Origin of the sequence: Flexivirga oryzae, assembly GCF_014190805.1 — a bacterium.
GTDB classification, from domain to species: Bacteria; Actinomycetota; Actinomycetes; order Actinomycetales; family Dermatophilaceae; genus Flexivirga; species Flexivirga oryzae.
Window position 1 is genome coordinate 95,068 of the sequence record NZ_JACHVQ010000006.1, and the last position, 14,847, is coordinate 109,914.

Here is a 14,847-nt window from a genome sequence, read left to right on the forward strand (position 1 = left end):
GGGTCAGCTCCAGCGTTCGCGCAGTGCGAAGGCAGCCGCCTTCGGCTGCCGGTCGCGGGTGAAGACGCCCTTCTTGTTGCCACCGACGCGCATGATCCCGGAGGTGGTCGCGAAGTCGGCGAAGTTCCAGACCTGCTCGCCGACGACCGCGTCCACCTTGTCGAAGGCGCGATGGTTGGCCGCGAGGTACTCGACCTGGTACTCCTCCGACCACGGCTGGGCCGGCAACTGGTGCAGCCCGGGCATCGTGTCCGCGCCGTACTCGGTGATGATGATCGGCTTGCCCTCGGTGGCCCAGCCGCGCAGTTCCTCTGTGAAGGCGTGTTCGGCACCCTCCAGGTCGCCGGTGTTGACGTACCAGCCGTAGTAACGGTTGAGCATGAGCACGTCACCGAACTGGCTGACCCGGCACTTGCCGTAGGGAGCGAGCATGACGTTGACGAACCCGACCGGACGACCCTGCGGGTCGGCCTTGCGGGCGATGTCGAACAGCGGCCGGAAGTAGTTCTCCGCGCCCTCGGTCTCCGACTCGGGCTCGTTGGCGATCGACCAGATCACCACGCACGGGTGGTTCTTGTCGCGTGCGACGAGCCCCTCGATCTCCTCGATGTGTCGCTGACGCGTCGTGTCGTTGACCGTCTCGGGTGAGTATGTCGTGTAGCCCTGGCCGCCGAAGATGCCTCCGCCCAGCCCCATGTTGAGTCCGACCGCCGGAGTCTCGTCGATGACGACGTAGCCCATCCGGTCCGCGTAGTCCATGACGTCCTCGCTGTAGGGGTAGTGCGAGGTGCGGAAGGAGTTCGCACCGATCCACTGCAGCAACTCGAAATCACGGACCATCAGGGCGTCGTTGTGCCCCTTGCCGATCGTGACGTGATCCTCGTGCATTCCGAAACCCTTGAAGTGGAACAGCTGTCCGTTGATGAGGAACTCCGTGCCACGGACTTCGACGGTGCGTATGCCGACGTGCTGGTGCACTTCGTCGACGATCGTGCCGCCGTCCAGGAGCTGGACCGTCAGGTCGTAGAGGTAGCCGTCGCCGGGGCCCCACAGGTGGACATCGTCCACGTGCAGCTCGCCCTGGTCGCCGTCACCCTGTGCGACGACGACGCCGTCGGCATCGGCGAGCACCGCCCGGGCGGTCAACTGCTGCGCGTCGACGCTGCGCACGTCATACCGCACCGAGCCGGTCGTGCCCTCGAAACCGGTGACGACGGTGAGGTCGTCCACGTGGGATGCCGGGCGCGACGCCAGCCAGACGCTGCGGTGCAGGCCGGCGAAGTTGAAGAAGTCGTGCCAGTAGATCTGCTTGCGCCCGGTCGGGGTGTCCTCGATGACGCCCGGCGGGATCGTCTGGAAGGACAGCGTGTTGTTGACGCACACGGTCAGCCGGAACGTCCGCCCGGCGGTCACGTGGTCGGTGATATCGACCTCGAACGGCAGGTAGCCGCCTTCGTGCCGGGTGACTTCGAGGTCGTCCACCCAGACCGTCGCGCGGTGCGTCGCCGATTCGAAGTAGAGGATCACCCGATCCCCCGCGAACCCGCGCGGAACCCGCACGGTCCGCTGGTACCAGATGTCACCGAAGAAGTTGCGGTCCTCCGCATCGACCACCAGATCGTTGTAGCTGGACGGGACGACCATCGCGCGTGCGTCCTGCAGCGGTGCGGAGAACCACCGCTCGTCGTACCCGGCTCCGTCCCGGTCGATCCGGAAGTCCCACAGCCCGTCCAACGGGAGACGGGACCGGGACTCGGTTTCTTGCGGACGCAGCATGTCGGTGCCTTTCGTGAGGAGGTCGGGGGCTCTGATCGCAGGCTGCCACCGCCCGCGCCCGCGCAGCCAGCTGTTGCCAACGGTTGCCACGGTGCGACGGGTCCGCCGCAACAAGCGGCAACAGATTCCGGCCTCGCCGGGTTTCGTTGTTCGCTGATCAAATCGCGCCTCCCGGCACGGAATTCACCGGATACGAAGGGAATCAGCCGATGATGACGGAGGTCAGCACTCCCCGCACACACGCCGGAGTGATCGGTCGCCTGCCACGGCGTTCGATCGTCGGCTACGGCTTCGGCGACTTCGCGAACAACCTGGCTTTCTCGCTCGGAGCATCGTTCCTGCTGTACTACTACACCGACGTGGCCGGCATCAGTGCCGCGGCCGTCGCTGCGATGTTCCTCGTGGTGCGTTTCTGGGACGCGTTCACCGACCTGTTCGCCGGCCGCCTGGTCGACCGCACGATGACCCGCTGGGGCAAGTTCCGGCCGTTCATCCTCTTCGGCGCGGTGCCGCTGCTGTTCATGAGCTTCCTGTGCTTCCACGTCCCGAGCAACGTCACCTACGGCACGAAGCTGCTCTACGTCTACCTGACGTATGCCGTGCTCGGTCTCGTCTACAGCCTGGTGAACATCCCCTACGGCTCACTGGCCTCCGCCATGACGCAGGACGTGCAGGAGCGCGCCAAGCTCGTGTCCGGGCGCACCATCGGCACCGCCGTGGCAAGTGTCGGGCTCACCTGGATCATCGCGCCCAAGATCTCCGCGCTGAAGGACCAGAAGAAGTCCCTCACCTCCGAGCAGTACCTGCACCAGGCACAATCGATCTTCACCCAGACGACGCTGTGGTTCATCCTCATCGGAACGGTCGCCTACCTGATCGTCTTCTGCACCACCCGCGAGAAGGTCGTGCGTCGCGCCAGCCGGGTGTCGGTCCGGGAGTCGTTCGCGACCCTGCGGCACAACCGCCCGCTCGCCTTCCTGTGCGGTGCGTCGTTCTGCTACCTCACCGGCATGTTCGCCACCCTCGGGGTGAGCGCGTTCTATGCGCAGTACATCCTCGGCGACGTCAAGAATGCCGTGTGGATCTCCCTGGTGAGCATCGGGATCTCCTTCGTCGCAACGCCCTTCGTACCCGCCTTGATCCGGCGGTTCGGCAAGAAGAACCTCTTCATCGCCCTGGGCGGATTCACGGTCGTCGGCGGCGTCGCGATCTTCCTGACCCCCAACAACCACCTCGGCCTGTCGCTGGTCTTCCTCGGCATCTCGGGTATCGGCCAGAGCCTGATCAACACGATCATGTTCGGCCTCGAGGCCGACACCGTCGAGTACGGCGAGTGGAAGTCCGGCCAGCGGTCCGAGGGTGCGACCTACGCGCTGTTCTCGTTCACCCGCAAGGTCACCCAGTCGATCGGCGGTTTCCTCGGCGCCGGCCTGCTCGCGCTCGGCAACTACGTGTCGTCCTCCAGCAGCAACTCCAACCCGGTGCAGCCGGACAGTGCGCTCACGATGATCAAGTTCACCATGGGCATCGTGCCCGCCGTCGCCGCGATCGTCGCGATGATCATCTTCTGGAAGTACCCGCTGACCGACAAGGTCTTCACCCAGATCCGCGACGAGAACGAGTTGCGCAAGTCTGCCGCCATCAACGTCTCCGGCGACGAGGAAGCCACCCCGGCCTGATTGGATGGCAGGTATGACGAGCACCGCCCGCACGCTGTGGGTCGACGCGACAGCCGGCGTCGCCGGGGACATGATGCTCGGCGCGCTCGTCGACCTGCACGACGACCCGGACCGGGCGCTGAGCACCGCCGGGGCGGCCGTGGAGGCTGTGCTGCCGAACACGGTCGAGTTGCGGACCGCGACGGTGACCCGAGCGGGCATGCGCGCACTCAAGGTGGACGTCGTCCCTCTCGTCGAGGACCACCCACACCGGTCCTGGGCAACTATCCGGGAGCTCCTGGTGGCCGCCGAACTCGGCGATGCCACAACGGAGTTGGCTCTCGCCGCCTTCGCCGAACTTGCCACGGCGGAAGGACGGGCACACGGGATCAGCCCCGACGACGTGCACTTCCACGAGGTGGGTTCCTGGGACTCGATCGCCGACATCGTCGGATCGTGCCGGCTGTACGCCGAGCTCGGCCGGCCGAGCGTCACCGTCGGGCCCTGGGAGCTGGGCAGCGGAACGATGCGGATCGCGCACGGGACGGTGGGGGTCCCGGGACCTGCAGTGCTGGAACTGACTCGTGGGTATGACGTCACGACCGACCTGCCGCACGAGCGAACCACGCCGACCGGGGCGGCGCTGTTGCGGGCCTGGGGTGCACGCTCCGGCCGGCTCGCCGGGCGCATCGAACGCACCGGCGTGGGCGCGGGGACCCGTGACGACGCCGAACGTGCGAACACCGTCCGCCTGGTGCTCACCACCGCGATGCGTGCCGAGGCCGGGAGCGAGACACTGGTCGAACTGGCTGCCAATGTCGACGATCTCGACCCCCGGCTGTGGCCGGGCACCCTGCAGGCTCTCCTCGACGCCGGGGCCCTCGACGCGTGGCTGGTGCCGATCCTGATGAAGAAGGGCCGACCGGCGCACACGGTGCACGTGCTCGCCAGACCGCAGCTGATCGACGAGCTGGTCCGGACGTTGCACAGCACCACCACGACGCTGGGCGTGCGCCGCACGACCGTGCTGCGTGACGCGCTGGAACGGCGCGTCGAAACGGTGACCGTGTCCGGGCAGACAGCACGCGTGAAGCTCGGGATCCAGGACGGCCGGATCGCAACGGCACAGCCCGAATTCGACGATGTCGCCGCGCTCAGCCGGGACGTCGGATCGTCGGAGCGCGATGCCCTGGAGCAGGTCCGGGTGGCCGCCGTCCACGCCGGTCTCACACCAGGGACACCCTGGCCCCGCCGGCCGTAGCGGTCCCGCCGTTGACGACCGGTTCAGCCGTCAACGGGCGGCGCGGCGATCTGCGCGGCGAGGTGCCCGGCACCGTACCCGTTGTCGATGTTGACGACTGCCACTCCTGGTGCGCAGGCGTTGAGCATGGTGAGCAGCGGCGCCACACCGCCGAAGGCGGCGCCGTACCCCACCGAGGTCGGCACGGCGATGACCGGTGCCGCGACCAACCCGGCGACCACCGTCGGCAGCGCACCGTCCATACCCGCGGCCACCACGATCGCTCGGGCCGCACGCAACAGGTCCAGTCTGCCGAGCACGCGGTGCAGCCCTGCCACACCGACATCGACCACGAGCTCGGTACGACGGCCCAGGTAGCGGGCCGTCGTCTCCGCCTCGAGCGCCACTGGGAGGTCCGACGTCCCCGCGGTGAGCACCGCGACGAGGCCACCGGTGGGCTCCGGAGGATCAGCGGGCCACACCACCAACCGCGCCTGCGGCTGATGCACCGCATCGGGCAGTTCGACCAACACCGCAGCCGCACGTTCCTCATCGCACCGGGTGAAAATCACTGGAGAATCAGTGGATCCACGGGACGCGTAGGAGCGGGCAATGACCCGCAGCTGCTCCGGTGTCTTGCCCTCGCCATACACCGCCTCGGGATAACCCCGCCGCGCCTGCCGCATGAAGTCGGGGTCCGCGAGCGCCTTCAGCTCGTCAGCGGCACCGTCACCCATGCCGACGACCCTGCTGCGCCTCCCCGTCGAGCACGGCAAGGGTGAATGCACCCGACTTCAGGCCCTCCGGATCGATCTGCACGTCGTCGAAGCCCACCGCGCGAACGCCCTGTGTGACAACGTCTTTCAACCCGTCGTCGTCGAATTTGGACAGTTCGTCGGCCGGCACCTCGATGCGCGCGGTAGCACCGTGGTGACGGACCCGACAATCGCGGAACCCGGCATGGCGCAAGACCCGCTCCGCCTCCTCGATCTGGTGCAGCCGCCAGGGAGTCACGGTCGTGAAGTGCGGAATGCGACTCGCCAGGCAGGGCGCCGCCGGCTTCTCCGCGACCTGCAACCCCCACACCCTGGCCACCGCACGCACCTCGGCCTTGGTCAACCCGGCATCGGCGAGCGGACGGAGCACACCGTGCTCGGTCGCGGCGCGCGATCCCGGACGGTCCCGCCGGAGCGCGTCGTCCGCATTCTCGCCATATGCGATCGCCGTCAGCCCGTGTGCGGCCGCAACAGTGTCGTCGATGACGGTGAACAGCTCGTGTTTGCAGAAATAGCAACGGTCCGGGCCGTTACGCACATACCCCTCCCGGTCCCCCTCGCGCGTCGAGATCTCGATCAGCTCGACGCCGATACGGTCCGCGACCTCGTGCGCGATCGCGCGCTCGTCCGCGGCGAGGCTCGGTGAGACCGCGAGCACGGCACGCACCCGGTCCCTGCCGAGCCATCTGGTCGCGGCCGCGAGCAGCACCGCGGAGTCGACGCCCCCGGAGAACGCCACTCCGAGGCGGTCGACCCCTTCCAGAGCCTGTCGCATCGCGGCGAGCCGCCCAGCGGTCGTCTCGTCCAATGGTGGCGCGGTGGTCACGATTGCTCCTCTTCGTTGCCATGGGTCGCGGACTTCCGTACGGTGCGGGCGTGGACAAACGCCCGACGATCTACGACGTCGCCCAGGAGGCGGGCGTCGCCGCGTCCACCGTGTCCCGGGCCTTCTCCAACCCCGGCCGGGTGAACGCGAACACCTCCCGCAAGGTCTTCGAGGCGGCCGAGCGCATCGGCTACCACAGCAGTGCCCTCGAGGGTCGGGTGGGTGCGCGCACCCGTGCACTGGCTCTGGTCGTCAGTGACATCGCGAATCCCTTCTACGACGAGATCATCACCGGTGCCACGGATGCAGCGCGCGAGGCGGGCTATGTGCTGATGATCCTGCACACGCGGGAGGACGCCGACTACGAGCGCACCGTCATCGAGGGGTGCATCGACCTGGTGGAAGGCATCGTTTTCGCCAGCACCCGCCTCGGCGAGGTCGCCTTGCGCAAGATCGCCAAACGCCGTCCCGTCGTGCTGCTCAACCGGCGTATGCCGGAGATCAGCTGCGTGGTCATCGACAACGCCCGCGGCATCCGCCGCTCCGCCGAACATCTCGGTGGTCTGGGACACAGCTCGATCGCCTACCTGCCGGGACCGTCGACGAGCTGGGCGGACAGCGCACGCTGGCGGGCGCTGCGCGAAGCGGCGCACGAACTCGAACTCGTTGTCCGGCGCAGCGGTACGAATTGCGAAACACCTTCTGTGCAGGCGGGATTCGATGCGGCAGAGGACGTGATCGCGACCGGCGCCACCGCTGTGCAGACCTACAACGACGCGCTGGGCGTCGGACTGGTGCGCGGCCTGCGCGCACGCGGTGTGCGGGTGCCGGTCGACATCTCCGTGGTCGGCTTCGACAACATCCAGATCTCGCAACTCGTCGATCCCATGCTGACGACCGTCGCGTCTCCGCTGCGCTCGCAGGGCCACACGGGCGTGACCAACGTCCTGGCGCTCGTCCGCGGGCGCGCCAAGCACAGCGGCACCCTGGAACTGCCGGTCAAACTCGTCGTCCGGCAGACCACCGCACGGCCGGGTCGGATCATCCACCGGGACTGAACCGTCACTCAAGACCGCGGACCACCCAACCGGTAGAGCATCTCCCCGGCGTTGGGCACGACCAGGGTGTCCGGGTCGTGCCAGTACGCGTCGACATCGACGGAGTCCGGGTCGAGGTAGCCGAGGTTGATCGACTCGCACACCTCACGCGGGATGCGTGTCGCCAGAGTGACTTTCACCCGCAACTCCTCGGTGCCGGTGTCGGCGTCGTAGGTCCCCGCGCCACGCAGGTGGGTCGAGTGCGCGAGGGTGCCCCAGTGCACGGTCTTGAAGCGGTCCCACTGTTTCACGAAGTAGTCGCGGCAGTGGTAGCCGATCTCGAGGATCTCCGGGTGGTTGCGCGCGACCTCGGTGATGTGCGGCGCGTAGACGATCACTTCGCCGCCGTCGGCGACCACCGGCTCGACCTTGTAGAAGCCTTTCGCGCCGGTCCAGATCTCGTCATACATCCGCGGGACGAGGGACAGCACCCGTTTCACCGGGGCGTCCAGGTAGTGCACGTGGGTCTGGGCGCACACCTCCGCCGCCGACGCCCACGCGGCATCCGTGGAACCGAAGGACACCGAGTGCAGGCCGCTGCCCTCGGCGGTGACGATCTTGACGGCGAGCTTCTCACTCGGGATGAGCGCGCTGCCTTCGTTGATCAGCGCACGCACCGGCGTGATGCCGGTGGTGCCGATGATCTCCGACGAGGTGATCAGCGCGCCGAGCCAGTGTGAGACGTCGATGATCTCCTGCCCGGCGACGCCCGGGAAGAAGTACTTGTTGCCCCCGGAGATGCCGACCACCTCGTGCGGCAGCGCCGGCCCGACCACCAGCGACACGTCGTGGTCGACCACCGCGCGGTTGAGCAGCACCCGGACCTCCTGATGGATCCGGCCCTCCGACAGCTCCTCGATCCGCGACTGCGGGATCGTGCCGAGATCGGCGAACGTCTCCGGCTTCCACCACTCGTGGTTGAGCACGGTGACGCCCGGATAGGTCTCCTCCAGCCGACCGGGCTCGTAGCCCAGCAGCGCGCCCAGAGCGGTCTCACTCATCGCAGAGTGCGTGCCCAGTGCGATCAGCACGGTGATCCGGCTGGCCCGACCGTGCAGGCCCTCGTGCACGGCACGCATCAGCTGCGGCAGCGGACAGACCCGGGTCGCGTCCGGGACGATCACGCACACGCTACGACCTTCGAACGGGTGATCCCGCAGTTGCCCCACGATGAAGTCGTGCACCTGCGCATCGGTGAGGACACCGTCGGGTCCGCCTATCCGTGCTGCGGAGTCGGCCAGTCCCTCGGGCAGCTGCGTCGTCGTCATACAGCCACCTTGTCCTTCGGCACCACGCCCGGCAAGGAGGATGCGCAACTTGTGGCAACCATTGCCTCGCCCGCGTCGTTCTCCGCGAGGATCGGGTCATGGCCACTCCGCTGACACCACACCTCGACCGGCTCCTGCCCACCAGCCCGGAGGTGCGCGCCATCGCCCGTGAGTTGTTCGCGCAGGTCGAGCACCTGCCGATCGTCTCCCCTCACGGGCATGTCCCGGCGCAGTGGCTGTCGGAGGATCAGCCGTTCGGCGACCCGACCTCGTTGCTGATCTCGCCGGACCACTACCTGACCAGGCTGCTGCACTCGGCCGGCGTGCCGCTGGAGACGCTGGGCGTCGGTGGTCACGTGCTGGACGAGGCGGGGTCCCGGGCCGCCTGGCGGACGTTCTGCGACCACTGGCCGGTCTATCGCGGGACCCAGGTGCGCTACTGGATCGAGAACGAACTGGCCGGGATCTTCGGCATCACCGAACGCCCGAGCGCCGACAGTGCCGATCGCATCTACGACGCATTGTGCGCTCGACTCGCCGAGCCCGCCTACCGACCGCGTGCCCTGTTCGACCGCTTCGGTATCGAGGTCCTGGCAACCACCGATGACCCCTGTGACAACCTCGTGCACCACGAGAAGCTCGCTGCCGACGAGACGTTCACGGGCACCGTCGTTCCCAGCTTCCGTCCCGACCGCTACCTGGAACCTGGTCGCCCCGACTGGAACACGCTCGTCGACGCGCTCGGTGCGGCCGCGGACACCCCCGTCGACACCTGGGCAGGGTTCCTGGACGCACTCCGCGCACGCCGCCGCTACTTCATCGAGCACGGTGCGGTGTCCGCCGACCACAGCCACGCCGACGTCGTGACCGTCGTACTCGAGCCGGCCGAGGCCGGCAGGTTGTACGACGCGGCACGCGCCGGGACGGCAACGCCGGAGCAGACCACCGCGCTGCGGCGCCACCTGCTCACCGAGATGGCCGGTATGTCGGTGGAGGATGGCCTGGTCATGACGCTGCACCCCGGCATCTACCGCAACCACAGCAGCGCCACCCTCCGCAGCTTCGGCCCGGACAGCGGTCACGACATCCCGATGCAGGTCGAATTCACCCGCGGGCTACAACCACTCCTGGACCGCTACGGCCTCGAACAGGACTTCCATCTGGTGCTGTTCACCGTCGACGAGACGACCTTCTCCCGTGAGATCGCGCCGCTCGCCGGCTTCTACCCGAGCGTGTACGCCGGCGCACCGTGGTGGTTCATCGACGCGCCCGACGCGGTACGTCGCTACCGGGCGGCCATCACCGACGACATCGGCTTCTACCGCACGTCGGGTTTCATCGACGACACCCGTGCGTTCTGCTCGATCCCCGCCCGACATGACATGTCCCGCCGTCTCGACTGCGGCTTCCTCGCCGAGCTGGTCGCCGAGCACCGGATCGAACTGGACGAAGCGCAGGAGCTCGCCGTGCAGCTCGTCACCGACATACCCCGGAAGGCGTTCAAACTGTGACCGAGTCGCGTGCCCTCTCCCGTGCAGCCGACGGGCGCCCCGCTGCGCCGGTGCGCAGCGTGCACCTCGGCCTGGGCAATTTCGTCCGTGCCCACCAGTGCTGGTACACCGAGCACGCGACCGACGCCGCGCAGTGGGGTATTGCGGCGTTCAGCGGCACCACCAGTGGCCCACCGGCTGACCTGACCGACCAGGACAGCATCTACACGTTGCTGACCCGGGCCACGGATTCCGATGTGCCCGAGGTTGTTTCGAGTATCAGCGCGAGTTTCGGCGCGGACGATCTGGATGCCTGGCGGGAGTTCTTCGCCCGGCCCGAGCTGGCCTTCGCGTCCACGACGGTGACCGAAGCCGGCTACTGCCGTAACGCCGACGGCGGCCTCGACCTCGACGACTCGCGCGTTGCGTCCGACCTCGCGGCCCTTCGCACGGACGGTGCCGACGCCCAGGTGCGCACCGCACCCCTGAAGCTGCTGCTGGGACTGATGGCCCGTCGCGCGGCAGGGCTCGGCGGCATCGCCGTACTCCCGTGCGACAACCTGCCCGAGAACGGCGCGGTGGCTCGCCGGGTCGTGCTCGATGCCGCGCGTGCACTCGATCCGGCCCTGGCCGACTGGATCGTGCAGAACGTGTCGTTCGTGTCCACGATGGTCGATCGGATCACCCCGCGCAGCACCACCGCCGACCGGAGCCACCTCCTCGCCACCACCGGGATCGACGATCCGGCGCTGGTCGTGACCGAGCCGTATGCCGAGTGGGTCATCTCGGGCACCTTCCCCGTCGGGCGACCGTCCTGGGAGGACTCCGGCGCGCGGTTCGTCGACGACATCGTGCCCTGGGAGCACCGGAAGCTGTGGCTGCTCAACGGTTCCCACTCGCTCATGGCCTACGCGGCAAGCATCCTCGGCAGCCAGACCGTGGCGGACGCGATCGCCGATCCGCGCGTGCTCGGCTGGGTCGAGCAGTGGTGGGACGAGGCGTGCCGGCATCTTCCGCTGCCCGCCGACGAGCTGGCTGCTTACCGGGCTGCGCTGTTGTCCCGGTTCGCGAACCCGAACATCCGTCACCTGCTGGCGCAGATCGCGGCCGACGGCACCCAGAAGCTACCGGTCAGGATCGTGCCGATCGTGCGGGCCGAGCTCGACGCGGGCAGGGACGCCGGTGGCGGTCTGCGGGTGGTCGCAGCATGGATCGCGCACCTGCGTGGCCTGGGGGCGCCGCTGCAGGACAACGGCGCCGAGCAGATCCGGACGCTGGCCGCCGGCGACAGGGATGCCGCAGTCGCGCGGGTTCTGGCACACCTCGGCATCGACGGCGGAGCGCGCAAGGCCGTGAGCGCCGAACTGGAGCGGTTCGAGTCCTCCGCGGTGACGACGTGAACATCGCCGTACGACACAAGGTTCAGCACGTCGTGGTCATGGGGGTGTCCGGTTGCGGCAAGACCACCGTCGCGCAGGCACTGTCCGAGCAGCTGGCTGCGCAGTTCGGTGAGGCCGACCGGTTGCACCCGCAGGCGAACGTCGACAAGATGACCACCGGTCACCCCCTCGACGACGAGGACCGGTGGCCCTGGCTGGACCTCGTTGCGGACTGGATGGATCAGCAGAGCCGGGCGGGCCACCTGCCGATCGTGAGCTGCTCCGCCCTCAAGCGCCGCTACCGGGATCGGCTTCGCGACAGGCTCGGCGAGATCGCCTTCGTGCACCTGGCCGGTCCGCGCGCGACGATCCTGCAGCGAATGCAGAATCGCACCGGACATTTCATGCCGGCCGCATTGCTCGACTCGCAGTTCGCCGACCTGGAACCGTTGCAGGAGGACGAGTTCGGCGTGACGGTCGACGTCACACTGCCCGGACAGGCGGTCATCGAACGCGCCCGCTGTTGGCTCACCGCCGGCACCGGCGACGCGACCATCGGGTGAATTCACAGCGCGAGTTTCCCCAAACCAGCCTCCGGATGTGGTAACTCAGGCCACAATTGCGGTCAAGGATCCTTGCCCCGAGGACCCTGTAGGTCTCCGGCGGGCGCGCGCCGGGGGGAGCCACCCAAGGGAGCGGATGGGCCTGCCACCGCACGGGCAGGTCGGATCGGAGGATCCATGCGCCATTTCCGTTCACTCGCCATCGGCTGCGTCACAGCCGGCTTGGCCGTCGCCACCCCAGGCATCGCCTCGGCTCATCCGAGGAGCAATGCGCCAGTCGTTCTGTCCACGTCGGTCGGTGCACCGTTCAACCTCGAGGTCGACGGAAGTCGTCTGCTGGTTGCCGACGGCGGAGCCGGGCTGGTCGGCAGTGTCCAGCGCAACGGTTCGATCACACCCGTCGTCTCGGACGTTCCCGGTGCCTCGGGAGTGGCCACCCGTGGCAGGTCGCTCGCCTACACCTCGACGGTGAGCAACGAGGAGACCCTGGAGAACTTCGCCTCCGGCCTGCACATCCGGCGACCGGGCCACCGCACGGTCTACGCCGACACGACGGCATACGAGAAGAAGTACAACCCGGACGGTGTCAACCACTACGGACCGCGCAGCAGCGACCCGTGTGTCACGGGCGCGCTCGGCCCGCGGTACACCGGCCTGCTGGACTCGCACGCCTACTCCGTGGCGAGTGACCGCAACGGCTGGCTGGTCGCGGACGCGGGTGGCAACGACCTGCTGTCCGTGAGCGACCGCGGCCGGATCCGCACCGTCGCGACGTTCCCCGCGCAGCCCGCTGTGGTCACCCAGGCGGCGATCGATGAGCTCGGTCTCCCCCAGTGCACTCTCGGCGTCACCTACGACTTCGAGGCCGTACCCACCGATGTCGAGGTGGGCCCGGGTGGATCGATCTATGTGACGACGCTGCCCGGCGGCCCCGAAGGTCCGCAACTCGGTGCACGGGGATCGCTGTGGAAGGTCAACCCGTACACGCACTCGGTGACCCGGATCGCCACCGGCTTCCTGGGGGCGACCAACCTGGCGCTGGGCACGCACGGCGACATCTACGTCGCGGAGTTGTTCGGCAACAAGATCTCGGTCGTGCACTCGGGTCGGGTGTCGACGCTGGTCGAGCTGCCAGGAGTCGTCGCCGTCGAGAGCGCCCGCAACGGAACCCTCTACGCGGCGACGATGGGCAGCGAGAACGGCCCGGGCACCATCGTGAAGATCGCAGCAACCTGCAAGGGGCACCCACGCCACGGCGTGCGCTGATCCGGTAGGCCGGTGGGAGGCTACACCCCTGGACTCCTCCCGCCGGCCTGCCTTCTCCGCATCGTGGTGGCAGGAGCCACGCCGAGGTCTCGTCGAGCCGGAGTTTCGGGCCTCGTGCGGTGAGTGCCCCCGACGGGACTCGAACCCGCACTCGAGCGATTTTAAGTCGCCTGCCTCTGCCAATTGGGCTACGAGGGCGAGAGCCAGCGTACGCGTGGGGTGCCCGGTGGAGGTGGCGTGGTCCGGGCACCCCACGCGACGGCGAATCGGTCAGTCGGCCACGGTGGGCACGGAGCTCAGGTGTGGGCGACGTGCCTGAGCATGCGCGAGCCGACTGGTCGCCCAGAACGACGCGAGCACGGTGGCGATCAGCAGCACGCCGATGAGCAGGATGCGCCCGTCGAACGGGGCCGCCGATCCGCTGCCGCTCTCCTTGCGCGCGGAGCCGGACAGGAACGGGACGATGAACAGGACCGCGATCCCGACCGTCGCCTCGAAGGCCGCGACCTTCGGGAAGTGTGCGCGCACCGCGTGCCGGACCGTCGGCACGTCACCGCCGCGCAGCGACCGTTCGATGCGCGGCAGCAACACCACGTGGTTGTAGCCGCCGGCGGCCAGCATGACGCCGACGAGCACGATCTTCAGCAACAGGAACCGGCCGTACGGCGTCGTGACGAACTCCCCGAACCCACCGACGTGTTGCCAGGACATCCACAACCCGGAGATCAGGATCCCTCCCGCGGCCGTCATCGCCATGACACTGAACCGCGACCAGGTGCCCGCCCAGGCCGCGTCGGACGCCGATCCGCGACTCCGGACCGCGAGAGCGGCGAGCACCCCGAGCCCGCCGAGCCAGACGAGCGCGCCGAGGATGTGGACCTGGGTGAGGACGGTCTTCAACCAGTCGTCGACCACGAGTCCGGCGAAAGCCGTCGGCACACTGACCACGACCTCGCCGACGACGCCGACCAGCAACGCCCACCAGCCGAGGCGCCGGGACGCGCGTCGGCCCGCGGCGACCGCCAACAGGGCCGCCCCCTCCAGCAGTACGACCTGCACGAGACGGAGCGTCGACTCGGCGATCCACTCGCCGGATTCCTTGGGCGCAGTGAGGAATTCGCCGATGACGTCGGGGCGCAGACCGTGGGCGAAGGCGAATTCGCCGCTCCGGGCCGCGAGCGCCGCCTCCTGCAGGTAGAGCAGCGGCAGCATCGCGACGCCGATCACCGGGAAGATCGCCCAAGTATGACGCTCGCGGCCCTCGACCGACTGCGCGTGGTCGCGGTGCGCGGGCAGTACCGCGATCAGCACCACGGCCAGTCCACCGAGCAGGGCACACAGCCCGGCGAAGTACCCGACCTCGGTCAGGACACGCCACGGAGGGGGTGCCGTGTAAGGGACGACGGTTTGCTCAGCGATGACGGAAAGTTGGTTCACAGTTAGGTGAGGCTAACCTATCTCGTCGACCGGCGGTTCCTTCCTGTGTTGTGATCTGGCACACAGTTTGC

At 68.3% G+C, this 14,847-nt stretch carries 12 protein-coding genes and 1 tRNA gene; 7 read left to right on the forward strand and 6 right to left on the reverse strand.

The window, feature by feature from the left end; translation table 11 throughout:
- Positions 1-3 precede the first annotated feature (3 nt).
- Entirely contained in the window at positions 4-1,776 is a 1,773-nt protein-coding gene (gene uidA, locus FHU39_RS22915) for a beta-glucuronidase (RefSeq protein ID WP_183323046.1), read from the reverse strand.
- Positions 1,777-1,985: 209 nt separating this feature from the next.
- Here uidA and FHU39_RS22920 point away from each other — a divergent pair, with 209 nt between their 5' ends.
- Together FHU39_RS22920 and larC are read left to right on the forward strand one after the other, a co-directional pair.
- A complete protein-coding gene (locus FHU39_RS22920; RefSeq protein WP_183323047.1) occupies positions 1,986-3,455 on the forward strand; it encodes a glycoside-pentoside-hexuronide (GPH):cation symporter in 1,470 nt (489 codons plus the stop codon).
- Between the two features lie 13 nt (positions 3,456-3,468).
- Complete coding sequence (larC, locus tag FHU39_RS22925; RefSeq protein ID WP_183323048.1) at positions 3,469-4,695, forward strand: nickel pincer cofactor biosynthesis protein LarC; 1,227 nt, start codon at positions 3,469-3,471, stop codon at positions 4,693-4,695.
- A gap of 23 nt (positions 4,696-4,718) precedes the next feature.
- Here the strand turns inward: larC and larB are convergent, their stop codons facing one another.
- Together larB and larE are read right to left on the reverse strand one after the other, a co-directional pair.
- Complete coding sequence (gene larB / locus FHU39_RS22930; protein WP_183323049.1) at positions 4,719-5,411, reverse strand: nickel pincer cofactor biosynthesis protein LarB; 693 nt, start codon at positions 5,409-5,411, stop codon at positions 4,719-4,721.
- A complete protein-coding gene (gene larE / locus FHU39_RS22935) occupies positions 5,404-6,276 on the reverse strand; it encodes an ATP-dependent sacrificial sulfur transferase LarE (RefSeq protein ID WP_343066085.1) in 873 nt (290 codons plus the stop codon). Before larE ends, larB begins: the two co-directional genes overlap by 8 nt.
- Positions 6,277-6,326: 50 nt before the next feature.
- Between larE and FHU39_RS22940 the strand changes: the two genes are divergently transcribed.
- A complete protein-coding gene (locus FHU39_RS22940) occupies positions 6,327-7,334 on the forward strand; it encodes a substrate-binding domain-containing protein (RefSeq protein WP_221185848.1) in 1,008 nt (335 codons plus the stop codon).
- An 8-nt stretch (positions 7,335-7,342) separates the two neighbouring features.
- Here FHU39_RS22940 and FHU39_RS22945 read toward each other — a convergent pair whose 3' ends face one another.
- Positions 7,343-8,641, reverse strand: coding sequence for a lactate racemase domain-containing protein (locus FHU39_RS22945; protein ID WP_183323051.1), 1,299 nt, complete (start codon positions 8,639-8,641; stop codon positions 7,343-7,345).
- 98 nt (positions 8,642-8,739) lie between these two features.
- On the opposite strand from FHU39_RS22945, the gene uxaC reads away from it, so the two are divergent.
- From uxaC to FHU39_RS22965, 4 genes are all read left to right on the forward strand, one after another.
- Positions 8,740-10,152: a glucuronate isomerase gene (gene uxaC / locus FHU39_RS22950; protein WP_183323052.1), complete on the forward strand. Its 1,413-nt coding sequence runs from the start codon at positions 8,740-8,742 to the stop codon at positions 10,150-10,152.
- Entirely contained in the window at positions 10,149-11,531 is a 1,383-nt protein-coding gene (locus tag FHU39_RS22955) for a mannitol dehydrogenase family protein (RefSeq protein WP_343066086.1), read from the forward strand. Before uxaC ends, FHU39_RS22955 begins: the two co-directional genes overlap by 4 nt.
- Positions 11,528-12,073, forward strand: coding sequence for a gluconokinase (locus FHU39_RS22960; protein WP_343066087.1), 546 nt, complete (start codon positions 11,528-11,530; stop codon positions 12,071-12,073). The genes FHU39_RS22955 and FHU39_RS22960 overlap by 4 nt, the downstream gene beginning before the upstream one ends.
- Positions 12,074-12,250: 177 nt before the next feature.
- The gene (locus tag FHU39_RS22965; protein ID WP_183323053.1) at positions 12,251-13,339 is read left to right on the forward strand and encodes a ScyD/ScyE family protein; all 1,089 of its coding nucleotides are present in this window, start codon (positions 12,251-12,253) and stop codon (positions 13,337-13,339) included.
- Between the two features lie 124 nt (positions 13,340-13,463).
- Here FHU39_RS22965 and FHU39_RS22970 read toward each other — a convergent pair.
- A tRNA-Leu gene (locus FHU39_RS22970) sits at positions 13,464-13,537 on the reverse strand.
- Positions 13,538-13,609: 72 nt separating this feature from the next.
- Positions 13,610-14,776, reverse strand: coding sequence for a CopD family protein (locus FHU39_RS24850; protein ID WP_183323054.1), 1,167 nt, complete (start codon positions 14,774-14,776; stop codon positions 13,610-13,612).
- Between the last annotated feature and the right edge of the window lie 71 nt (positions 14,777-14,847).

What these genes read in the sequence shown, in the direction of transcription:
- uidA (WP_183323046.1), bottom strand. Translation starts at nt 1,776, where the DNA reads ATGCTGCGTCCGCAAGAAACCGAGTCCCGGTCCCGTCTCCCGTTGGAC.
- FHU39_RS22920 (WP_183323047.1), top strand. Translation starts at nt 1,986, where the DNA reads ATGATGACGGAGGTCAGCACTCCCCGCACACACGCCGGAGTGATCGGT.
- larC (WP_183323048.1), top strand. Translation starts at nt 3,469, where the DNA reads ATGACGAGCACCGCCCGCACGCTGTGGGTCGACGCGACAGCCGGCGTC.
- larB (WP_183323049.1), bottom strand. Translation starts at nt 5,411, where the DNA reads ATGGGTGACGGTGCCGCTGACGAGCTGAAGGCGCTCGCGGACCCCGAC.
- FHU39_RS22945 (WP_183323051.1), bottom strand. Translation starts at nt 8,641, where the DNA reads ATGACGACGACGCAGCTGCCCGAGGGACTGGCCGACTCCGCAGCACGG.
- uxaC (WP_183323052.1), top strand. Translation starts at nt 8,740, where the DNA reads ATGGCCACTCCGCTGACACCACACCTCGACCGGCTCCTGCCCACCAGC.
- FHU39_RS22965 (WP_183323053.1), top strand. Translation starts at nt 12,251, where the DNA reads ATGCGCCATTTCCGTTCACTCGCCATCGGCTGCGTCACAGCCGGCTTG.